Genomic DNA, 23230 nt, shown 5'->3' on the forward strand with positions numbered 1-23230 from the left:
CCCGATCCTCGGTCGGCGACGAGAACGCGGAAGAACAGTGTCAAATGCTCGACAAACCAGAAAACTCCCCGCTTCAGAGCCGCAAGCGGCAGGTGAAAACACCCGTGCGGTTCGATGCAGGCCGCAATGAACGCGCCAAGATCGGCTTTGTCCTTCTGCCGAACGATCAACTGGTGGAAGAGGACATGGTACGCATGGCCCCGCCAGGCGTCGGCGTCTACTTCTCCAGAGCACGGATGCCGCATGAAATCTCTACCGGCACACTTGCGCAGCTTACCGAAAGCCTTGCCGAAACAGCAGGCCGCATCTTGCCAGATGACAATCTCGACGTTGTTTGCCTTGCCTGCACCTCAGGCACCGTCGCGGTGGGTGAAACCCGTGTCTGCGCGGAACTCAGCAAGGGTGCGCCCACTGCCTGCGCCACTTCACTGATGGGCAGCGTGACAAAGGCGCTTGGGGCCCTGCAGGTGCGCCGCATTGCAGTGGGCACTCCGTATGCTCATGAACTAACCGATACCGTCGTTGGCTATCTGCAAGATAAAGCGGGTTTCGAGATCACGGCCTACGCAGGCCTCGGCCTTGACTACGACCGCGAAATGGTTCGGGTCACACCTGACTATCTTCTCGAGTTCGGCGCCAGTCTCGACACGCCGGATGCAGAAGCACTGCTGATAAGCTGCAGCGCGTTGCGGTCGCTGGAGATCGTCGAGACGCTTGAAAAGAAAACAGGAAAGCCCGTGATCGTCAGCAATCAAGCCATGATGTGGAACTGCCTGCGGCTTGCAGGCGTCGAGGATCGCCTCTCCGGTTTTGGCGAATTGCTGCGACAGTTCTGATCAGACACAGGATGCGCGGAGGGCAATTCTTAAGAGCGCAAAGAAATCGTGATGCATCGATTTTCGCGTCGGGGGATTACCCTGATGACGAATCGTGGCAAGAAACGGTTGATATGTTTCTGGAATTTCTAGATGCGCTCGCTCTCATAATCTCCTTTGTGGTGCTGTCCACCGCCATGGTGGAATTTCTGGCCCGCATGATCAGCCGCGTGTATCTTAACGGACACCCCAAAGCCGTATAACCCAAAGCCGTATAACGGCCAGCGTGCGGATGCCTTTTGCCCGACAGCGTTCCCCCGGATCGGCAGGGGTGCAAACGGCAGGGGCCTGCGGCTCTCGGGACGAATGTGGAGCCCAAACAAAAAATCTTCCTCGACGCAAATCGAAGAAGATTCCTTGTTCGCTCAATCGATGATCGAGAGCGAAAGCGCCCCACCCATCGCCCCCAACGGTCGGGACGCCCCTCGTTAGCACGCATACAAACCACGTGAATTAACACAGGTTAAGTTCGGCAAGGATTGCTGGAATGCACGGTCTGTCATCACAGCCAGGGGAACCGCGCCGGAGTGGCGTGTTCTCAAACGCCGTGGTTCCCTTTGCTTCGCCTTCAAGCATTATTCGTTCATTATCGAACCTGACACAGTTCACTTCGACCAAGCCTACGATCGAAGCTCGACAGGTCAGTCTCTCGAAGAGCCACCTGACAGAGGCACCGTCCCCGCGATTGAGAAGTGACACGGCTTTGGTGCTTCCGCGATTTTTGAAAGCGCGTGCACGGGCAGCGATCGATCGGGTGAAAAACCAGCACTCACGCTGATTACGTTATCGCACCAATCCCCAATGCATTCCCAGACAGCTACCCTAGGTTGCCGATGGGTGAGTGTTGTTCTCTTCGCCCAAAAGGCTTGCTCCCACACTCTGCCCGGTAACGTTTCGCTTGACACGCACTGGGACGAAGCGGTTGGAATGACCTTTCTGCAGGGACTGAATTATTCGACTTTTCAGGCTGAAATTTCTGGGTACCGGTTTCGCCCGAATTGAAATCACATATGGAGGAGAAAGATGTTGTGGCGTGTGAGGGAGACCCCAAAACTCTGGCAAACCGTTCGCGAAATGCCATGGAACTCCTGGTGGGCCAATGAACCGAACTGGTTCCGGAGCTACCCTACAATGTTAACACGCGAAGAGATGCGAATGCTGAGCTGGGCAGCAGAAAACGCACCCCCCGGTCCGATAGTAGATCTCGGTTGCTTTCTTGGAGGCTCCACAGTGAGTCTAGCTGTCGGCCTGCGCCGATCTGGCAGGACCGACAAAATTCACTCCTACGATATGTTTCACGCAGGAGAGAATTTGCGCAAGCGGTTCTTTCCGGACTTCCCTGTAGATGCCGCGCGTCCAGACGATTGCCTCCCCGCCTTCCGCCACTTCACGTCCGAATTCTCCGATTTCCTGACCGTAAATCAGGGAGATATACTCAATGAAGAATGGCTAGGCGATGAAATATCCTTGCTTTTTGTTGATCTTTCAAAAAGCAGATATATAAATGATCATATACTTAGTAATTTTTTCACAAAATTAAAACCAAAATCTCTTGTTATCCAGCAAGATTTCCTCTTCTTTAAAGATCCATGGCTTTTGCATAGCATGTATAAGCTACGAAAATACTTTGAATTTCTCTCCTACTGCCAAGAGCATTCCGTGATATTTGGGACAAAAATCGTTCCTTCGAAACGGGAAGTTCAGGCAGGCTACGCTCAGGAAATGTCTGTCTCCGATATCAAAGAAGCAGCGGAATATTTCCTGACACTCTTTCCACACGCGCGACAGCGTGAAATGATTCGGGCCACAGTGGCATCCTTTGAGGCGTCGCCAAAAGCTCAGAAGGAGTGGGATTTCGGCAATCCGCTGAACTTGCCCTATCGAATGGTGGATCGGAACTAAGTCCGGGCCGTCGAATTTTATCTGGGCGTCATCGTTATACATTCACAGGCGCCGAGACGCACATTCCGTCATCTTCTTCTTACAGAAGCGGTGTCTCGGCTGGGGCCTTGCAAGCGGAATGTCAGATGGCAGGCAACACCAACCAAAGGCGCAATGTTCATCAGTCTATTTGGGAAATCAGGGCAGGCACAAGGCCTCAAAAAGCGCTGAGGCCAGACGCAGACGCCGGAAGGCCAGTAAAATTGACTATTCCAGAGCGAGCTTGGTGCGGTCGAGAAGACTCGAACTTCCACGGGTTGCCCCACAGCGACCTCAACGCTGCGCGTCTACCAATTCCGCCACGACCGCACGCAGCTGGAGGCCGGTTCACACCGGCAACGGGCATGTAGCAAATCGGATTTCGGTAAACAAGCGCCCTTCTTCAAAAAGACGAAAAAAATCATCTGAACCCACATGACCGCCGTGCACTGGACCCGTAACCGGTTTGTCTCCATATGTGTCGGGCAGTTTCAGTACCTGACGGGATGATGCGATGAGCGAACGCGGCCAGATCGACACGGAATTCCTGCCGCGCGTGGCGGGTGCGCCCGTGGAATGGCGAACCGAACCGGGCTTGACCGATTACGAACAGGCCGTCGCCTTTATGGAAGAGCGAGCCGGCCTGATTCGCGAAGGGAAAGCCTCTGAGCTCGTATGGCTGGTGGAGCACCCACCGCTCTACACAGCCGGTACAAGCGCCAATAGCGCCGACCTGCTCGAGAAAGGCCGCTTCCCGGTCTACAAGACGGGCCGCGGCGGCGAATACACCTATCATGGGCCGGGCCAGAGGGTCGCCTATGTGATGCTTGACCTGAAGACCCGCCGCGAGGATGTGCGCGCCTTCATCGCTGCCCTGGAAGCCTGGATTATCGCTACGCTGGAACGGTTCAACATCAAGGGCGAGCGGCGCGAGGATCGTGTCGGTGTCTGGGTGGTACGGCCGGACAAGCCGCCCCTGCCCGGGAGCCTGCCCGCCGAAGACAAGATTGCCGCCATCGGGATTCGCCTGCGGCGCTGGGTCAGCTTTCACGGCATCTCGATCAACGTCGAGCCGGATCTGGCTCATTTCGGCGGCATCGTACCCTGCGGTATAAGCGGTTATGGTGTCACCAGCCTGGTCGATCTTGGTCTGCCGGTGACGATGGAGGATCTCGACCTCGCGCTCAAAGCCGCTTTTGCCGAGGTGTTCGGCCCTGCGGAAAGCCGTTGACGCCCGGGACAGGTCCGGCATGAATAAGCGATGGCGCGATCGCAAATGGCTGGCAGTCGCGTCACGCAAGGCTTGAGAGCGTTTCGGCGATCCGGTTCGGGATGCGCGGCGCTCTGACGGAGGAGCGCCACGATGCGATTATCACATGCCCTTGGGGCCATTGCCCTCATTTCCCTCTCCATGACCAGTCCTGCAGCGATTGCCCAACAGGCGACCGATGCCCACGCACCCGAGAGCGCAAGCGGGCTTACATCCAAAACGACGGTTCACGCAAAAGAACAGATGGTGGCGGCCGCCAATCCGCTTGCGGCGGAGGCGGGTCTCGACATTCTCCGCAACGGCGGAAGTGCTGCCGATGCACTCGTCGCCGTGCAGACGGTGCTCGGTCTGGTAGAGCCGCAATCATCGGGCATTGGCGGCGGAGCATTCCTTGTCTGGTATGACGCTGAAACCGGCAAGGTCACAACCTTCGATGGACGGGAAACCGCGCCCGCCGCGGCAACACCAGAGCTGTTCCTCGACAAGCAGGGCGAACCGCTTGCCTTCTTCGATGCCGTGGTCGGCGGACGCTCGGTCGGTGCACCGGGCGTGGTGCGCCTGATGGAAACCATCCACAAACGTGCCGGAAAGCTTGAGTGGCCAAAGCTTCTTGAACCGGCCATCCGGCTGGCGGAAGCGGGTTTTACTGTCTCGCCCCGGCTTCACGCTCTCATCGAGGAAGACAAGGGCCGGCTCGACACGCAACCTGCCGCCCGCGCCTATTTTTATGACAAGGATGGCGAGGCAGTCGCGGTCGGATCGATCCTGAAAAATCCGGACTATGCCGCAACACTGAAACGAATTGCCGAGTATGGAGCAGACGGCTTCTACAAGGGACCGGTCGCTCAGCAGATCGTGGCGGCGGTCAAGGCACATAAAGACAATCCCGGCCTTCTGACACTTGAGGATCTGGCGGGGTACGAGGTGAAGGAGCGTGACGCGGTATGCGCTCCCTACCGCGAATTTGAGGTTTGCGGAATGGGTCCCCCCTCCTCCGGCGCGCTGACCGTCGGGCAGATCCTCGGTATGGTTGGCACATTCGACCTGGGCAGTCTCGGCCCCGAGGACCCCGAAAGCTGGCGCATCATTGGTGACGCAACGCGGCTCGCCTTCGCCGACCGGGGCCGCTACATGGCCGACAGCGATTTCGTCAATATGCCGAAGGGTCTTCTCGACCAGGAATATCTGAAAGCGCGTGCGGCACTGATCCGCCGTCCCACCGCCCTTGGCGCGGATGACGTGAAGGCTGGAGATCCGCCATGGGATAAAGCCGAATTGCGCATCGACGGCATGAGTCTCGAGCAGCCCTCGACGTCACATTTCGTTATTGTCGACAAGGCGGGCAACATCGCCTCAATGACGACATCGGTGGAAAGCGCTTTCGGCTCACGCCAGTTGGCGGCCGGTTTCATCCTCAACAATCAGCTCACGGATTTCTCGTTTGCGCCTGAAGCCGATGGCGAGGCTGTGGCCAACCGGGTCGAACCAGGCAAGCGTCCGCGCTCCTCCATGTCGCCGACGATCGTTCTGAAGGACGGAAAACCGCTCCACGCGCTTGGCTCGCCTGGCGGTAGCAACATCATACCCTATGTCGCGAACGCGATCATCGCACTGACAGACTGGGGCATGAACATGCAACAGGCCATCGACCTGCCGCATCTGACAAATCGTTTCGGCACCTACACGCTGGAAGCCGGCACCAAAGCCGAGGAGATGCAGAACGATCTCGACGCGCTTGGCTTCAAGACATCCATCGGCGACCTCAACTCCGGCCTGCACGGCATCACGCTCACTCCGGAAGGTCTGGAAGGGGCTGCCGACCCGCGCCGCGAAGGCGTGGCTATTGGCGACTAGTCAACAGCGTAGTTCAGAAATGACAGCTGCAGGTTTCTGCATGGCACGGCTTCATGGGAAGCAACACAGCACAGACAGAGAGGCGGGCCTTCCCGCCTCTTTCACATTCGGGCGGTGCCTGACATCACACGCACGGCACCGGCAAGCATCAAATGGCGCCGATCACCACAGCAGCCATCATGATAAAGGAACTGACGGCAACGAGCGAGACGACATCCTGGACAAGATCGGTCATTTATCCCTCCTGATCACTTTATAATCCCTTTATGTTCTATTTTTGTTCCATCGTCAAGTGCGATAGAAGGCGCCTCTTCCGGGCCTGGCAATCAGGGTTTACGTAGGGTTAATTCGCAAACAAACGTTCAGAAGCCCCTCGGTCGTCCGGAGGCTATCGACACGCAGGGACGCTGCTGATGCGTTACCCGGTCCAGGCGACAACCTTGCCGCCGCTCAGCGTGACGACGCGGTCCATCCGCGCGGCCAGTTCATGATTGTGAGTGGCGATCAGGGCTGCAAGGCCGGACTGACGCACGAGCGCCTCCAGCGCGTCGAACACATAGCCTGCCGTCTTGGGGTCGAGATTGCCGGTCGGCTCATCCGCGAGAAGAATACGCGGGGCGTTGGCGACAGCCCGGGCGATGGCCACCCTTTGCTGCTCGCCACCCGACAGCTCGGCCGGCCTGTGGCTCGCCCGGTGGCCAACACGCAGGTAATCAAGAAGCTGTCCCGCACGCTCCTTCGCCTCTGCCGGTGCCATGCCGGTGATCATCTGCGGGATCATGACGTTCTCTTCCGCGGAGAACTCCGGCAGCAGATGATGAAACTGGTAGACGAAGCCGATCTCGTTACGCCGGATCGCAGTGCGCGCATCATCCGCGAGCCGACCGCACGCCTGACCTCCGACAATCACCTCACCGGAGTCCGGTGCCTCAAGGAGTCCTGCCAGATGCAGCAATGTCGACTTGCCAGCTCCTGACGGGGCAACCAGCGCCACCATCTCGCCCGGGTTCAGGGAAAATGCGGCATCCCGGAGGATGGTGAGCCTGCCCTCGCCCTCGCGGTAGCTGCGCTCTATGCCCTTCAGTTCCAGAATGGGTGCCGCCATCAGTCATACCTCAGAGCATCGACCGGATCGAGCCGGGAGGCCCGCCAGGCAGGAAAGAGCGTTGCCACGAAGGACAGAACGAGAGCCATGATAATGACCGCAACTGTTTCGCCCGCTTCCATCTTGGCCGGCAACTGGCTCAGGAAATAGAGTTCGGGATCAAAGATCGTGGTGCCTGAAAGCCAGGAGAAGAACTGGCGAATGGACTCGACGTTCCAGCAGATGACGACACCGAGAATGACACCGGCAAGCGTGCCGGCAACGCCGATCGCCGCGCCCGTCATCAAGAAGATGCGCATGATGGCCCCACTCGTCGCTCCCATGGTGCGCAGAATAGCGATGTCGTGCCCCTTGTCCTTCACCAGCATCACAAGACCGGAAATGATGTTGAGTGCGGCGACAAGAACGATCATCGTCAGGATCATGAACATGACGTTGCGCTCCACTTCGAGCGCGGAGAAGAAGGTGCTGTTGCGCTGGCGCCAGTCGGAGAGAAGGATGGGACGCTGAGCGGCCTCTTCCACCCTGGGGCGCAGGACGTCCACGGCATCGGGATTGTCGACGAAAAGCTCGATCGACTGCACCAGCCCCTCCGCATTGAAATAGAGCTGCGCCTCCTGGAGCGGCATGTAGATGATGGAAGAATCGTATTCCGACATGCCGATCTCGAATGTGGCTGAGATCGGGTAGGTCTTCACGCGTGGTGTTGTCCCGAAGGGCGTAATGTCGCCATCAGGGGCAACCAGCGTAACGGAATCGCCAACCGTAAGACCCAGATTCTGCGCCATGCGAGAACCGACAGCGAGCCCCTCACCTGCAGCAAAGCCGACAAGAGAGCCTTCCTTGATGTTATCGGAAACCAGTTCGAGACGAGACAGATCGTCTGCGCGCACGCCGCGCACCACGGCCCCCGTTCCCGCTCCGCTGCGGCCGGAAACAAGCACCTGCCCCTGCACCATCGGCATGGCGATGCGAACGCCCTCGACGCCCTCAATGCGACTGGCCACACCCTCATAATCATCCATCGGCATATCGATGGGCTGCACGATGAGATGACCGTTGACGCCAAGAATACGGGTAAGCAATTCGGCGCGAAAACCATTCATCACCGCCATCACGACAATCAGCGTCGCCACGCCCAGCATGATGCCAATGAATGAAATGGAGGCGATCACCGAGATGACCGTCTCTTTCCGGCGAGAGCGAAGGTAGCGCCAGGCGATCAGCCGCTCGAAACGGGAGAACGGTCCGGCGCCGAGAGGTTTCCCCGGGGCGCTCTGCGTGGCTTCTCCGCTGGTGGCGGCTTCACTCATGGCTCGACCTCAAAGGCTCTTGCGCAAACGAAAATCGCGGCATCGCCTCATGCGACGCCCTGAGCGAGACGGTTGAGCGCATCTTCGACCGACAGGGAAACCCGCTCTCCGGAGGCCCGGTTCTTGAGCTCCACCTCGCCATTGGCGACACCCCGCGGGCCGACCACCAATTGCCAGGGAAGACCAATCAGGTCCGCGGTGGCAAACTTGCCGCCGGCGCGCTGGTCCGTATCGTCATAAAGCACATCCCTGCCCGCAGCCTGCAGCTTTCCGTAAAGCTCTTCGCAGATGCGGTCGCAGGCTTCGTCACCCACCTTCATGTTGATCAGGCCCACATCGAAAGGCGCGACGCTCTCCGGCCAGATGATGCCGTTCTCGTCGTGGCTGGCTTCAATGATGGCCGCCAGCAGGCGGCTTGGGCCAATACCGTAGGATCCCATGGACACATGATGCTCCTTGCCGTCAGGACCGGTGACGGTCGCGTTCATCGGCTTGGAATACTTGGTGCCGAAGTGGAAAATATGACCGACTTCGATACCGCGCGCAGAAACTTTCTCCTCATCGGGAATAGCGTTCCATGCAGCTTCGTCATGCATCTCGTCGGTTGCCGCATAGGGCGTTGTCCAGGTGGTCACGATGTCGGCAATCTCCGCATCATTGCTGAAATCGACATCAGCGCCCGGCACTTGCAGATCGAGGAACTTCTTGCGGCAGAACACCTCGCTCTCGCCGGTGGAGGCGAGGATGATGAATTCGTGGCTGAGATCGCCGCCGATAGGTCCGGTGTCGGCGCGCATCGGGATCGCCTGCAGGCCCATCCGTGCAAATGTGCGCAGATAGGCAACGAACATGCGGTTGTAAGCGGCCTTCGCGCCCTCGAAGTCGAGATCGAAGGAATAGGCATCCTTCATCAAAAACTCGCGCGAACGCATAACGCCGAAGCGCGGGCGCACCTCATCGCGAAACTTCCACTGGATGTGATAGAGATTGAGCGGCAGATCCTTGTAGGATTTGACGTAGGAACGGAAGATGTCCGTCACCATCTCTTCATTGGTTGGGCCATAGAGCATCTTGCGCTCGTGCCGGTCGGTGATGCGCAGCATCTCCTTGCCGTAATCGTCATAGCGCCCGCTCTCCATCCACAGATCGGCCGACTGGATGGTGGGCATCAGGATTTCCTGGGCCCCTGCCCGGTTCTGCTCTTCGCGGATGATCTGATTGACCTTGTCGAGAACGCGCTTACCCAGCGGCAGCCAGGAAAAGCTCCCGGCGCCCTGCTGACGGATCATACCGGCACGCAGCATCAGACGGTGAGAGACGATTTCAGCCTCACGAGGGGTTTCTTTCAGGATCGGCAGAAAGTAGCGCGACAGTCGCATATACGTATCCATGGAAGCGGCTCGGCAGAGCCTGTTCGGAATCAAAATGACAAACGGTTCAAGGCCGGTGTCTTAACCATTTCGCAACAGAATGAAAAGCCGAAGCCATATGGCCGCCCCGTGCTCCGTTCTTCAAAACCGCCACCGCAGAGCAATTTGATAACAAAGCATTTCAAAGGCAATTTTCCTCGTGACATTTCGTCTCAACTTGCTCTATGGTGCCCTCCCATAATAAGAGGGTGGAGCTGAAATTCATCCTCATTACGCGGTCAAAGTCTTGGGAGGATGCGGTCCAGGCGCGGTAACTCGCAGCCGCCGACGATGATACGGCAAAGGATCGGACGCGTTGAGTTAGCAAGGCCTTTGGGCCTTGCATTTTTTTTGGGAGAAGCCGCCCTGCCCCGACCGATGTCCAGGGCCCGGACACCCTCATGCCCGGCACCGTTCATGATCGAAGATTTCGGGTGCGTGCGAAACGGTTTTTGAGACCGTAAGCTATCGGTTCAGTCGAACCTGGGCACGACCCTTGGGATGTCGTCAAACGAGTATCCCAGACCGCGGGTCATCAGAACCAGAAGGCCGCAAATGAGCAGCGCGATGATCGTTGTGCGGATGAGTGCCCGCAGCATATGCGGCCCGCGCGGCGCGCTTTCGGTGGTGCCGAGTGTCACCTCACCGTCTTCTTCCTGTGTGCGCAGGCCGAACGGCAGTGCGATGAAAAGCACGGTCCACCAGACAATGAAAAATACGGCGAGAAGAGAAACCCAGCCCATTGGTGAACCTCAGACCTGTTCGAGTTCGACAAGGGTGCCAGTAAAGTCCTTGGGGTGAAGAAAGAGGACTGGCTTGCCATGGGCACCGATCTTCGGCTGTCCGTCTCCAAGAATGCGCGCGCCATCCGCTTTCAGCCGGTCGCGCGCGGCTGAGATGTCAGCCACCTCGTAGCAAATGTGATGCATGCCGCCGTCTGGATTCTTTGAAAGGAACCCGGCAATGGGCGACCCTTCACCGAGTGGTTCAAGCAGTTCGACCTTCGTATTGTCGAGTTCAATGAAGACCACCGTGACACCGTGCTCGGGCAAGGCCTGCGGTACGGAAACCTTCGCGCCCAGCGTATCGCGATAAAGGGCCGACGCCTTCTCAAGATCAGGCACGGCGATTGCCACGTGATTGAGCTTTCCAAGCATCGGCTGACATCTCCTGCAATGCGGTGAGGTGACTGGCACCCCACCCCTTTGCTTATTGCGTGACGAAGACCGTCACAATGGGCTTTTTGCCCCATGCGGCATTTGCCGCATTGCGCACCGCACGGCGGACTGATTCCGACACCAGGTCGAGATCCTTGCGGCGGTTGCGCGGAATGCTGCGCAAAGCACCGGATGCTGCGTCCAGCATGATGTCCTCGAGAAGCTCTCCCCGCGCATCACGCTCGGCCACACCGATGGCGACGATATCGGGGTCGCCATCGAGATTGAAGCGTTCATCAAGCACGACATTGAGCACGACATGGCCGGCATAGGAAAGTTTGCGGCGATCGCGGATGCCCATCTCTTCATCGTCGCCCAGAAGCCGGCCATCCTTGAAGAAACGCCCATGCTGGACCTCGCCGATGATTTCGGCCGGTCCGGGAGCAAGGCGCAGCATGTCGCCATTGCGCACCTGCGTGACCTCGGGAATGCCTTCCATCGCGCCGAGCGAGCCCTGCGCTACCAGATGCGCGGCCTCGCCATGCACCGGCACGAGGATCTGCGGACGCACCCAGGAATACATGCGCTTCAATTCGCTCCGACGCGGATGACCGGACACGTGGACCAATGCGTCGTCATCCTCGATGATCTCAATGCCCATCTCGATCAGACGGTTCTTGGTCTCCAGAACCGCCTTCTCGTTGCCGGGGATGAGGCGCGAGGAATAGACCACCGTATCGCCCGCCGTGAGCGCGACATTGCGCATCTCGTCGCGGGCGAGCTTGGCGAGCGCGGCGCGGCTCTCGCCCTGGCTTCCGGTGCACAGAACCACAACCTTGTCGCGGGGCACATGCTGGAATTCGTCTTCATCCAGATATTCGGGGAGACCATCGAGATAGCCAAGTTCCGTGGCCACATCGATAACGCGTTTCATGGAACGGCCGAGCACGAGAAGCTGGCGACCGGCATCGCGCGCGGCCTCCGCGATAGAGCGGATGCGCCCGACATTCGAAGAGAAGGTGGTGACGACGACACGGCCGGACGCCGCCTCGATCACTTCCTTCAGCCCTTCGCCAACGGCCTGTTCGGTGGGCGATTCGCCTTCGCGCATGGCGTTGGTGGAATCGCAGACGAGCGCCAGAACGCCTTCATCGCCGATAGCGCGGAAGCGTGACTCGTCGGTCTTGGGACCGATGGCGGGCGCCGGATCGATCTTCCAGTCGCCCGTATGCACCACCCTGCCGAGCGGCGTGGTGATGGCCAGCGAAACCGGCTCGGGGATGGAGTGCGCGACGGCAATGGCCTCGATGCTGAACGGACCGATCTCGAATGTTTCGCCGGCCCTGAATATCTTCACCGGCACATCGGGTGCCCCGGATTCGGACTGGCGCTTGGCTTCCAGAAGTCCGGCGGCAAAAGGCGTCATCCAGACATCGGACTTGAGCAGCGGCCAAAGATCGAGCACGGCACCGTAGTGGTCTTCATGCGCGTGGGTGATCACGATGCCACGCAGCCGATCGACCTCGCCACGGATGAAGCTGATGTCGGGCAAAACCAGATCGACGCCGGGAAGCTCCGGCCCCGGAAAGGTGACACCGCAATCAACAACGATCCATTCGCGTTTGGCGGCGGGCCCAAACCCATAGAGCCCGAAATTCATGCCGATCTCGCCGACACCGCCAAGCGGGCAGAAAACCAGCTCGGAATTTTTCAGATCGCCGCTCTTGGCCGGCTTTTTTGTGCTGGAACGCGCCATGGGTCCCCTTCTCTTAATCTGCCTGCACAGAGGCGACCGCGCCAAAATGGACGTCGCCTGCTGCAATTCTCAACAATGAACCGTCCGGCTCGCGGATGACGAAGCGACAGGCTTCGTCGATGGTTTCGAATGTGCCGCGCGCCACGCGCCCTTCGACACGGATCGACACGGGCGAGCCGAGGCCCGCCGCTCTTTTCAGCCAGCGGCTGCGAATGGCATCGAGCCCGCGACCGCCATTCCAAAGGCGACTGTTATCGACCCAGGCGTCCGAAAGCGCAAGGAACAGATCGCCCGCATCACCGCCAAACCCCAACGCCCTGAGCGAGGTTGCAGGATAGGGCGTGTTGTCCGGATGAGAGATGACATTCACGCCGATGCCCACCGCAATGGCGAACCGCCCATCGGGCAGAATGGTCGATTCCAGCAGAATGCCGGAAAGCTTCGCACCGTCGGCCAGAACGTCATTTGGCCATTTGAGAGCAAAGCGTCCACCCGGCATGTCGCCACCATCGGCAGCAACCGCGATGCGCTTTTCTGGCACGACTGCCAGAAGCGCATCGGACAGGGCCAGCCCTGCAACGAAGCCGAGCGTGGCCGCCGTGGCCGGCTCGAAATGACCGACATTCAAAAGCGTGGCGGCAAGGTTGCCGGGAGGTGTTGCCCATTCCCGTCCGCGCCTTCCACGCCCGCTCTCCTGTCTGGACGCGACAACCCAGAGGTTGCCCTGATCGCCGGCGCGCGCATGATCCAGCGCCAGCGCATTGGTGGACCCGACGCTCTCATGGGCTTCCAGCCGATAGCCGGCCGTTTCCGCCGAAGGCGCCAGACGAAAGGCCATGGCCTAGAAGAAGGTCTTTGCGGCAGCCTCGGCGAAACGCCCGACAGGGCCACCGATCAGAACATAGAGCAGCACGAAGGCGCCCGACAGGAGCATCACGAAGCGCAATTCGCCCGCCATGGGCTGGAAGCCGCCCGCCGATTCGTCGAACCACATGATCTTGATTACGCGCAGATAGTAAAACGCGCCGACTACAGAGCTGACCACGCCGATGACCGCGAGTGCATAGAGTTTTGCGTCGATGGCGGCGAGGAACACGTACCATTTTCCCCAGAAGCCGGCGAGCGGCGGAATGCCAGCCAGAGAGAACATGAGAATGGTCATGATCGTGGCCATCATCGGATTGGTCGACGAGAGGCCGGCCAGATCGTCGATCTGCTCGACATTGCCGTCATTGCGGCGCATGGCCAGGATCACGGCAAACGTGCCGAGCGTCATGGCCAGATAGATGAGCATGTAGATTGCCACGCCCTTCACGCCAGCCTCGGAGTTTGCGGCAAGCCCGACAAGGGCGTAGCCCACATGGCCGATGGAGGAATAGGCCATGAGGCGCTTGATGTTGCGCTGGCCGATGGCCGCGAAAGCACCAAGGATCATGGAGGCAATCGCGATGAAGACGATGATCTGCTGCCAGTCGCTGGCGATCGGCTCGAATGCCCCCATGGTGACACGCACCAGAAGCGCCATGGCGGCCATCTTGGGCGCGGCAGCAAAGAAGGCTGTCACCGGCGTCGGCGCGCCTTCATAGACGTCCGGCGTCCACATGTGGAACGGAACTGCCGAAATCTTGAAGGCGAGACCGGCAAGCACGAAGACCAGACCGAAGACGAGTCCGAGCTGACGCTCTGCACCCGTCAGCGTTGCGGCGATGACGTCGAAGCCGGTGTTGCCCGTGTAGCCGTAGACCAGCGAAATGCCGTAAAGCATCATGCCCGAAGAGAGCGCGCCCAGAACAAAGTATTTCAGGCCTGCTTCGGTGGAGCGTGCACTGTCGCGGTTGATGGCGGCAACGACATAGAGTGCAAGCGACTGCAGCTCGATGCCGAGATAGAGCGCGATCATGTCATTGGCCGAGATCATCAGCATCATGCCGAGCGTGGCCAGCATGATGAGAACCGGGAACTCGAACTTGTCGAACTTCTCCGCCTTGGCAAAACCGACAGACATGACAAGCGTCACGACGGAGCCGACCAGCGTCAGGATCTTCATGAAGCGCGCGAACGCATCGCTTACGAACGCGCCGCCGAAGGCGCGGCCATCGGCCGGGAAGATCACCATCAGCGCGATCACGGCGACCAGAAGCGCAACCGCAAGACCGGTGACGGTGGAATTGGCACGGGGGCCGGAAAAGACACCGACCATCAGGAGCGCCATAGCGCCCACCGCCAGGATCAGCTCCGGCGTTGCAAGGATCAGGCTTATCGTCAGATCAGGCGTCATTCGCTTTCAATCCGTTTACTGCGCGGCAGCCGTTGCCGCTTCCCGTGCCATGTCGGCCGACAGGGAGACATTGTTCACAAGTGCTTCGACCGAAACCGCCGTCGCATCGAGGATCGGTGCCGGGTAGACACCGAAGAAGATGACCAGAACCACCAGCGGGTAGAGGATCAGCTTCTCGCGTGCGGAGAGGTCGAGCATGCCCTTGAGGCTTTCCTTGGTCAGCGAGCCGAAAATCACCCGGCGATAGAGCCAGAGCGCATAGCCTGCCGACAGGATGACACCGGTGGTGGCGAAGAGCGCGACCCACGTGTTGACCTTGAACACCGACAGAAGCGTCAGGAACTCGCCGACGAAGCCGCTGGTGCCGGGCAGGCCCACATTCGCCATGGTGAAGATCATGAACACGGTGGCGTATTTGGGCATGTTGTTGACCAGACCGCCATAGGCCGCGATCTCGCGTGTGTGCATGCGGTCATAGATGACGCCGACACACAGGAAGAGCGCACCCGAGACGAGACCGTGCGAGAGCATCTGGAAGATCGCGCCCTGCACGCCCTGCTCGTTGATCGCGAAAATGCCCATGGTGACGAAGCCCATATGGGCGACCGAGGAATAAGCGATCAGCTTCTTGATGTCCTCCTGCATCAGCGCCACCAGAGAGGTGTAGATGATGGCAATGACCGACAGGGTGAAGACCAGCGGCGCCAGATCGATGGAAGCGACCGGGAACATGGGAAGCGAGAAACGCAGGAAGCCATAGCCGCCCATCTTCAGCAGGATACCCGCCAGGATGACCGAGCCGGCCGTCGGCGCCTCCACGTGCGCGTCGGGCAACCAAGTGTGAACCGGCCACATGGGCATTTTCACGGCGAAGGAGGCGAAGAAGGCCACCCATAGCCAGTATTGCATGCCCTCCGGGAAGACGTGGGTCAGAAGCGTAGGGATATCCGTTGTTCCGGCCTGCCAGTACATCGCCATCATGGCGAGCAGCATGAGAACCGAGCCGAGCAGCGTGTAGAGGAAGAACTTGAAGCTCGCATAGACGCGCCGCTTGCCGCCCCAGACGCCGATGATGATGAACATCGGAATGAGGCCCGCCTCGAAGAACACGTAGAAAAGCACGATGTCGAGCGCGCAGAACACGCCGATCATGAGCGTTTCCAGTATCAGAAACGCGATCATGTATTCCTTGACGCGGTGCTCCACCGCCTCCCAGCTTGCCAGAACGCATAGCGGCATGAGGAAGGTGGTCAGGATGACGAACAGCATGGAGATGCCGTCGACACCCATGTGATAGGAAATGCCGGAGCCCAGCCATTCGCGCTTTTCGACCATCTGGAAACCGGGCGTCGACGCATCGAAGCCGATCCAGATGAACAGCGACAGGACGAAGGTGAAGACCGTCGTCAAAAGCGCGACATTGCGAATGTTGCGGCGCGCACCGGCACCGTCCTCCCGGATCAGGAGGATGAGAAGCGCACCCACCAGCGGCAGGAAGGTGACCGTGGAAAGAATTGGCCAGTCGGTCATGGCTTAGAACGTGCCTCCAAGCATCATCCAGGTAACGAGGGCAGCAACGCCGATGAGCATGGCGAAGGCGTAGTGATAGAGATAGCCGCTCTGCAGCTTGACGATCCGGTTGGTCACATCGACCACACGGGCCGAAATGCCATCCGGGCCGAGACCGTCGATGACCATGCCGTCGCCCTTTTTCCAGAGGAAATGGCCGAGGCGCTTGGCCGGACGGACGAACAGGAAGTCGTAGAGCTCGTCGAAATACCATTTGTTGAGCAGGAAGGCGTAAAGCCCGCTGAACTGCTGTGCAAGCCGCTTGGGGCGCTCTGGCGACCGGATGTAGTAGACCCAGGCGACATAGAGGCCGAGAAGCATGGCGACGAACGGGGCAAGCTTCACCCAGACGGGCACATGATGGAACTCTTCCAGCATGTGGTTGTCCGGCAGCGTGAAGAGCGCGCCCTTCCAGAAATGCTCATACTCATGGCCGACGAAGAACTCCTTGAAGGCAACGCCGGCGAAGAGTGCGCCAACAGCCAGGATGAACAGCGGCACGAGCATGACCAGCGGCGATTCATGCACATGGTGCATCACATCGGCAGACGCGCGCGGCTTGCCGTGGAAGGTCATGAAGATAAGGCGCCACGAATAGAAGCTCGTGAAGACGGCGGCCACGGTGAGCAGGATGAAGGAGAACATGGCGAAGTAGTTCTCTGCCGCGAATGCGCCTTCGATGATCGCATCCTTGGAGAAGAAACCGGCCGTGCCGATGACCGTCAACGGGATGCCCACGCCCGTAAGCGCGATCGTGCCGATGATCATCATCCAGTAGGTCTGGGGGATAAGCTTCCTGAGACCGCCCATCTTGCGCATGTCCTGCTCGTCGGAAACGGCATGGATAACCGAACCGGACCCAAGGAACAGGAGTGCCTTGAAGAAGGCGTGCGTGAACAGGTGGAAGATGGCCGCGCTGTAAAAGCCGGTGCCAAGGGCCACGAACATGTAGCCGAGCTGCGAACAGGTCGAATAGGCGATGACGCGCTTGATGTCGTTCTGCACGAGGCCCACGGTCGCGGCGAAGAAGGCCGTGAACGCGCCGACGAAGGTCACGACGGTGAGAGCCGTGTGCGACAGTTCGAAGATCGGCGACAGACGCGCGACCATGAAGACACCGGCCGTCACCATGGTGGCGGCGTGGATGAGTGCGGAGACCGGGGTCGGGCCTTCCATGGCGTCCGGCAGCCATGTGTGCAGCGGCACCTGTGCCGACTTGCCCATGGCGCCCATGAACAGAAGCAGACAGATCGCCGTCAGCGCGCCGCCCTTGTCCAGCGCGTAGCCGAGGAAGGTCAGGACCGGCTCGCCAGCCTCTGCGCCTTCGGCGGGCAGATAGGTGGCCGCATTGGCGAAGATCGTGCTGAAGTTCACCGAACCGAACAGCATGTAGACGCCGAAAATGCCGAGCAAAAAGCCGAAATCGCCGACGCGGTTGACGATGAATGCCTTCATGGCTGCGGCATTGGCCGAGGGTTTCTTGAACCAGAAGCCGATCAGGAGATAGGAGGCCAGACCCACGCCTTCCCAGCCGAAGAACATCTGGACCAGATTGTCCGATGTCACCAGCATGAGCATGGCGAAGGTGAAGAGCGACAGATAGGCGAAGAAGCGCGGCCGATGCGGATCGTGGTGCATGTAGCCGATCGAATAGATGTGAACCAGCGCCGAGACCGTGTTCACCACGATCAGCATGACGACGGTCAGCGTGTCGACGCGGATCGCCCACGACACATCCAGATTACCCGACGTGATGAAGGAAAGGAGCGGTACGGTGAATGCCTCGCCGCTGCCCATGGCGACCGAAAAGAAGGCCACCCAGGACAGAAGCGCGACAATAACCATCAGGCCGCTGGTGATCAGCTCGGACCCCTTCGCGCCGATGGAGCGGCCGAACAGCCCGGCAATCAGAAAGCCGATAAGCGGGAGAAATACGATCGCTTGATACATGGCCGTATGCTCAGCCCTTCATCATGTTGATGTCTTCGACGGCGATGGTGCCGCGGTTGCGGAAGAAGACGACGAGAATGGCAAGACCGATCGCGGCTTCCGCCGCCGCGACGGTGAGAACGAATAGCGCGAAAACCTGTCCTACGAGATCTCCCAGAACCGAGGAGAAGGCGACGAAGTTCAGATTGACCGCAAGCAGGATCAGCTCGACCGACATCAGGATGATGATGACGTTCTTCCGGTTCAGGAAGATGCCGAACACGCCGAGCGTGAACAGGATGGCCGAGACGGTCAGATAATGTGCGATGCCGATTTCCAGCATGATCAGAGTCCCTCGCCCGTTTCGACTTTCTTGATCTCGATCGCCGTTTCAGGCGTGCGCGCCACCTGGGCAGAAATGTTCTGCCGCTTGACGTTTTCCTTGTGGCGCAGCGTCAGCACGATGGCGCCGATCATGGCAACCAGGAGCACCATGCCGGCGATCTGGAAGAAATGAATGTAATCCGTGTAGAGAATGTCGCCGAGGGCTGCCGTGTTGTGGCGCACATCGATCGGCGGCGTTGGCTGCGCAACCTCGCCCGAAAGCTCGGGCGCGAAGGCATAGCCCCCCAGCACGATGACAAGCTCCGCGGCAAGGATGATACCCACCAGTGCACCCACCGGCGCATATTGCAGCGCTCCGCGCTTCAGTTCGGCGAAATCCACATCCAGCATCATGACGACGAACAGGAAGAGCACGGCGACCGCGCCCACATAGACGACAAGCATGATGAAGGCGAGGAACTCCGCGCCTGTCAGAAGGAAGAGACCGGCCGAGTTGAAGAACGCGACGATCAGAAAGAGCACCGAATGCACGGGATTGCGTGCAGCGATGACCATGAAGGCCGCCGCCACGGTGAGAAAGGCGAACAGATAAAAGAAAATCGCCTCAAGTCCTGTCAGCATGGTTCCCTCGGTACCTAGCCTGCCGCAACAAAACGCCACGGCTTTTCAATAAACCCGGCGCGCCGGGCATTCACGATGCTTCGTTTAGACGGGCGCCCTGCCCCCGTCCACAGGTCAAACCGTCACCGGTATGGTGCATCCAGCGCAATGTTGCGCGCCAGTTCCCGCTCCCAGCGATCGCCATTGGCAAGCAGCCTGTCCTTGTCGTAATAGAGTTCCTCGCGCGTTTCCGTCGCGAATTCGAAGTTCGGCCCCTCGACGATAGCGTCCACCGGGCAGGCTTCCTGACAAAAACCGCAATAGATGCACTTCACCATGTCGATGTCGTAGCGCACCGTGCGGCGCGTGCCGTCATTGCGGCGGGGACCCGCCTCGATGGTTATGGCCTGGGCCGGGCAGATCGCCTCGCACAGCTTGCAGGCAATGCAGCGCTCTTCGCCATTGGGATAGCGGCGCAATGCGTGCTCGCCACGAAAGCGCGGGCTGACCGGGCCTTTTTCATGCGGGTAGTTCAGCGTGTATTTCGGCGCAAAGAACTGCCGCATGGACAGGATGACAGCCCCGACGAACTCTTTGAGAAGCAGCGACTTGGCTGCCTGTGCAAGCGCACTCATCGATTTTCTCCGAAGCGTGTTTCAGGGATGGAAACTCTCATGGTCATGCCATCCCCGTGATTTTCAGGAAGGCCGCGGTGGCAACGACCATGAAGAGCGACAGCGGCAGGAACACTTTCCAGCCAAGGCGCATCAACTGATCGTAGCGGTAGCGCGGCACGAAAGCCTTCACCAGCGCGAACATGAAGAAGACCATGCACATCTTCAACACGAACCAGATCACGCCCGGCACCCAGGTGAAGGGCGCCACGTCGAGCGGCGGCAGCCAGCCACCCAGGAACAGGATGGTGGTGAGCGCACACATCAGGACGATGGCCACATACTCGCCGAGGAAGAAGAGCAGGAACGGCGTCGAGGAATACTCGATCATGTGACCGGCCACGAGCTCGGATTCAGCTTCCACCAGATCGAAGGGCGGGCGGTTCGTCTCGGCCAGCGCCGAGATGAAGAACACGATGAACATGGGGAACAGCGCCAGCCAGTTCCAGTCTAGGAACGTGTTGGGCAGTCCAAGCATGGTGCCAAGACCGTCGCCCTGGGCGAGCACGATGTCGGTCAGGTTCAGCGAGCCTACCGTGAGCAGGACGGTGACGATGACAAAGCCGATGGAGACCTCATAAGAGACCATCTGTGCCGCCGAACGCAGCGCGCCGAGGAATGGATATTTCGAGTTGGAGGCCCAGCCGCCCATGATCACGCCATAGACTTCCAGCGAAGCGATGGCGAAAACGTAGAGAATGCCGATGTTCACATTGGCAATGGCCCAGCCTTCATTGACCGGGATCACCGCCCATGCGGCAATCGCCAGAACCGAGGCAACGACCGGCGCCAGCAGGAATACGCCCTTGTTGGCGCCCGATGGGATCACCGGCTCCTTGAAGACGAACTTGAAAAGGTCGGCAAACGCCTGGAACAGCCCCCACGGGCCGACCACGTTCGGACCACGGCGGCGCTGCACGGCGGCCCATATCTTGCGGTCGGCGTAAAGGATATAGGCGACGAAGATCAGGAGGATGACGATCATCGCCACCGACTGCAGAAGGATCAGAAGCCCCGGAAGGACGTAGGTTGAAAAGAAGGTATCCATTCGTCTCTACTCGGCCGCCTGTTTTACGTCGCCGCGCGCCAGCGCCGAACATTCGGCCATCACGGCCGAGGCACGGGCGATCGGGTTGGTGAGATAGAAATCCTTCACCGGCGAGGTGAAGGGTGCCTTGGTAAGCCGCCCGCCAAGCTTCGCAAGCTTTTCGACATCGCCTGCATCGGCAGGCGTAACCGTGTCGATGGCCGCGAAATGCGGGAATTCAGCATAAAGGGCTGCGCGCAGGGCGGCCAGCGAATCGAACGGCAGCCTGTGGCCGAGCACATCGGACAATGCCCGCAGGATCGCCCAGTCTTCCTTGGCTTCGCCCGGCGCGAAACCGGCGCGGTTGGTCATCTGCACCCGCCCCTCGGTGTTCACATAGGTGCCGGACTTCTCCGTATAGGTCGCAGCCGGCAGGATGACATCGGCGCGATGCGCACCGGCATCGCCATGGGTGCCGATATAGACGGTGAAAGCCCCACCGATCGCGTTCATGTCGATCTCGTCGGCACCGAGCAGGAAGAGCACATCCATCGCGCCCATCATGCCCTTCATATCCTTGCCGCCCTTCCCTGGCACGAAGCCGAGATCGAGACCGCCGACGCGGGACGCCGCCGTATGCAGCACGGCAAAACCGTTCCATTCGGCAGACACTGCCTTGACCGAGCCGGCCAGCTTTGCCGCAAGGCCAAGGATCGCCGCACCATCGGAGCGGGCAAGCGCGCCCTGCCCCACGATGATCATCGGCCGCTTGGCCTTCTTCAAAACCGAAGCGAATTTGCCCTTGCCTTCGGCAAGTTCCTTGAGCGTCTCGGCACCGGTGCCGAGCATATCGTAATCGTAGCGCAGATCGCCCATCTCGCCGATCACGCCGATGGGGAAATCGCCCATGCGCCAGCGCTTGCGGATGCGGGCGTTGAGAACCGACGCCTCGAAGCGCGGATTGGCGCCGATGATCAAAAGCGCGTCGGCGTCCTCGATGCCCTCGATGGTCGGGTTGAAAATGTAGCCCGCACGGCCAAGCGCCGGGTCGAGTGCGGCACCGTCCTGACGGCAATCATAATTCGCCGAACCCAGCGACTGCATCAGCGATTTCAGCGCATACATTTCCTCGACGGCGGCCAGATCGCCGGCGATGGCGCCGATCTTTTCCGGCTGAGCCTTCGATATGGCCTTGGCGATGGCATCGAACGCCTCGGGCCAGGTGGCCGGCTGCAGCCGCTTGCCCTTGCGCACATAAGGGCGGTCGAGACGCTGGGTTCTGAGGCCATCCCAGACGAAGCGGGATTTGTCGGAAATCCATTCCTCGTTCACCGCCTCGTTGATGCGCGGCAGGATGCGCATGACTTCGCGTCCACGCGTATCGACGCGGATAGCCGAACCAACCGCATCCATCACGTCGATGGACTGGGTCTTGCTGAGCTCCCACGGACGTGCCTGGAACGCATAGGGGCGCGAGGTCAGCGCGCCGACCGGGCACAGGTCGATCACATTGCCCTGAAGCTCGGACGTCATCGCCTCTTCGAGATAGGTGGTGATCTCGGCATCCTCGCCACGGCCGATCAGGCCAAGCTCGGAGATGCCCGCCACCTCGGTGGTGAAGCGGACGCAGCGCGTGCAGTGGATGCAGCGCGTCATGATCGTCTTGACGAGCGGGCCGATATATTTGTCTTCGACGGCGCGCTTGTTTTCCCTGTAGCGGGACGAATCCACGCCGAAGGCCATGGCCTGATCCTGCAGGTCGCATTCGCCGCCCTGATCGCAGATCGGGCAGTCGAGCGGATGGTTGATGAGCAGGAACTCCATCACGCCTTCGCGGGCCTTCTTGACCATCGGCGTGTTGGTGAAGATTTCCGGTGCCTCGCCATTGGGTCCGGGACGCAGATCGCGCACGCCCATGGCGCAGGAGGCGGCCGGCTTGGGCGGTCCGCCCTTCACTTCCACCAGACACATGCGGCAATTGCCTGCGATCGACAGACGCTCATGGAAACAGAAGCGCGGCACCTCCGCGCCCGCCTCCTCGGCGGCCTGCAGCAGCGTGTAGTGATCGGGTACCTCGATCTCCGTGCCGTCGACTTTCAATTTTGCCATGGTCGCTGTCCGCTTACCTCTCGCCCCTTCCGGAGCAAAC

General features: G+C 59.8%; 20 protein-coding genes and 1 tRNA gene. 5 read left to right on the top strand and 16 right to left on the bottom strand.

Annotated elements, in window-relative coordinates; all coding sequences use genetic code 11:
* Window positions 1-44: 44 nt before the first annotated feature.
* From P2W41_RS11555 to P2W41_RS11565, 3 genes are all read left to right on the top strand, one after another.
* Window positions 45-836: an arylmalonate decarboxylase gene (locus tag P2W41_RS11555; RefSeq protein WP_292895036.1), complete on the top strand. Its 792-nt coding sequence runs from the start codon at window positions 45-47 to the stop codon at window positions 834-836.
* 113 nt (window positions 837-949) lie between these two features.
* Window positions 950-1078: a hypothetical protein gene (locus tag P2W41_RS11560; protein WP_292895033.1), complete on the top strand. Its 129-nt coding sequence runs from the start codon at window positions 950-952 to the stop codon at window positions 1076-1078.
* A gap of 928 nt (window positions 1079-2006) precedes the next feature.
* A complete protein-coding gene (locus P2W41_RS11565; RefSeq protein ID WP_404933215.1) occupies window positions 2007-2777 on the top strand; it encodes a class I SAM-dependent methyltransferase in 771 nt (256 codons plus the stop codon).
* Between the two features lie 263 nt (window positions 2778-3040).
* Here P2W41_RS11565 and P2W41_RS11570 read toward each other — a convergent pair.
* Window positions 3041-3125: transfer RNA gene (locus P2W41_RS11570), tRNA-Leu, on the bottom strand.
* A gap of 184 nt (window positions 3126-3309) precedes the next feature.
* Here P2W41_RS11570 and lipB point away from each other — a divergent pair.
* Window positions 3310-4026, top strand: coding sequence for a lipoyl(octanoyl) transferase LipB (gene lipB / locus P2W41_RS11575; protein WP_404933216.1), 717 nt, complete (start codon window positions 3310-3312; stop codon window positions 4024-4026).
* A 132-nt stretch (window positions 4027-4158) separates the two neighbouring features.
* Window positions 4159-5919, top strand: coding sequence for a gamma-glutamyltransferase (ggt, locus tag P2W41_RS11580; protein WP_404933217.1), 1761 nt, complete (start codon window positions 4159-4161; stop codon window positions 5917-5919).
* Between the two features lie 418 nt (window positions 5920-6337).
* Here ggt and P2W41_RS11585 read toward each other — a convergent pair whose 3' ends face one another.
* From P2W41_RS11585 to nuoG, 15 genes are all read right to left on the bottom strand, one after another.
* Window positions 6338-7024: an ABC transporter ATP-binding protein gene (locus P2W41_RS11585; RefSeq protein WP_404933218.1), complete on the bottom strand. Its 687-nt coding sequence runs from the start codon at window positions 7022-7024 to the stop codon at window positions 6338-6340.
* Window positions 7024-8337: a lipoprotein-releasing ABC transporter permease subunit gene (locus P2W41_RS11590; RefSeq protein WP_292895018.1), complete on the bottom strand. Its 1314-nt coding sequence runs from the start codon at window positions 8335-8337 to the stop codon at window positions 7024-7026. Before P2W41_RS11590 ends, P2W41_RS11585 begins: the two co-directional genes overlap by 1 nt.
* Before the next feature lie 47 nt (window positions 8338-8384).
* Entirely contained in the window at window positions 8385-9716 is a 1332-nt protein-coding gene (gene proS, locus P2W41_RS11595) for a proline--tRNA ligase (RefSeq protein WP_292895015.1), read from the bottom strand.
* Between the two features lie 503 nt (window positions 9717-10219).
* Window positions 10220-10489: a DUF1467 family protein gene (locus P2W41_RS11600; protein WP_292895012.1), complete on the bottom strand. Its 270-nt coding sequence runs from the start codon at window positions 10487-10489 to the stop codon at window positions 10220-10222.
* A 9-nt stretch (window positions 10490-10498) separates the two neighbouring features.
* Window positions 10499-10903, bottom strand: a complete 405-nt coding sequence (gene mce, locus P2W41_RS11605) for a methylmalonyl-CoA epimerase (RefSeq protein ID WP_292895009.1) — start codon at window positions 10901-10903, stop codon at window positions 10499-10501.
* A gap of 52 nt (window positions 10904-10955) precedes the next feature.
* A complete protein-coding gene (locus tag P2W41_RS11610; protein ID WP_404933219.1) occupies window positions 10956-12659 on the bottom strand; it encodes a ribonuclease J in 1704 nt (567 codons plus the stop codon).
* A gap of 13 nt (window positions 12660-12672) precedes the next feature.
* Window positions 12673-13497, bottom strand: coding sequence for a biotin--[acetyl-CoA-carboxylase] ligase (locus P2W41_RS11615; RefSeq protein WP_404933220.1), 825 nt, complete (start codon window positions 13495-13497; stop codon window positions 12673-12675).
* Window positions 13498-13500: 3 nt separating this feature from the next.
* Entirely contained in the window at window positions 13501-14937 is a 1437-nt protein-coding gene (gene nuoN, locus P2W41_RS11620; RefSeq protein ID WP_336065267.1) for an NADH-quinone oxidoreductase subunit NuoN, read from the bottom strand.
* 15 nt (window positions 14938-14952) lie between these two features.
* The gene (locus P2W41_RS11625; RefSeq protein WP_404933221.1) at window positions 14953-16467 is read right to left on the bottom strand and encodes an NADH-quinone oxidoreductase subunit M; all 1515 of its coding nucleotides are present in this window, start codon (window positions 16465-16467) and stop codon (window positions 14953-14955) included.
* A 3-nt stretch (window positions 16468-16470) separates the two neighbouring features.
* Window positions 16471-18456 carry an NADH-quinone oxidoreductase subunit L gene (gene nuoL, locus P2W41_RS11630; RefSeq protein WP_404933222.1) on the bottom strand — a complete coding sequence of 662 codons (1986 nt, stop codon included), beginning with the start codon at window positions 18454-18456 and terminating at the stop codon, window positions 16471-16473.
* A 10-nt stretch (window positions 18457-18466) separates the two neighbouring features.
* Window positions 18467-18775 carry an NADH-quinone oxidoreductase subunit NuoK gene (nuoK, locus tag P2W41_RS11635; protein WP_025030250.1) on the bottom strand — a complete coding sequence of 103 codons (309 nt, stop codon included), beginning with the start codon at window positions 18773-18775 and terminating at the stop codon, window positions 18467-18469.
* Between the two features lie 5 nt (window positions 18776-18780).
* Window positions 18781-19401: an NADH-quinone oxidoreductase subunit J gene (locus tag P2W41_RS11640; protein WP_404933223.1), complete on the bottom strand. Its 621-nt coding sequence runs from the start codon at window positions 19399-19401 to the stop codon at window positions 18781-18783.
* A gap of 122 nt (window positions 19402-19523) precedes the next feature.
* Window positions 19524-20015 (bottom strand): NADH-quinone oxidoreductase subunit NuoI, encoded by a 492-nt coding sequence (gene nuoI / locus P2W41_RS11645; RefSeq protein ID WP_404933224.1) that lies wholly within the window; start codon window positions 20013-20015, stop codon window positions 19524-19526.
* 43 nt (window positions 20016-20058) lie between these two features.
* Entirely contained in the window at window positions 20059-21102 is a 1044-nt protein-coding gene (gene nuoH / locus P2W41_RS11650; RefSeq protein ID WP_404933225.1) for an NADH-quinone oxidoreductase subunit NuoH, read from the bottom strand.
* 6 nt (window positions 21103-21108) lie between these two features.
* Window positions 21109-23190 (bottom strand): NADH-quinone oxidoreductase subunit NuoG, encoded by a 2082-nt coding sequence (gene nuoG / locus P2W41_RS11655; RefSeq protein WP_404933226.1) that lies wholly within the window; start codon window positions 23188-23190, stop codon window positions 21109-21111.
* Between the last annotated feature and the right edge of the window lie 40 nt (window positions 23191-23230).

It is taken from the genome of Nitratireductor sp. L15S-10 (assembly GCF_045011005.1).
Lineage (GTDB): Bacteria > Pseudomonadota > Alphaproteobacteria > Rhizobiales > Rhizobiaceae > Nitratireductor.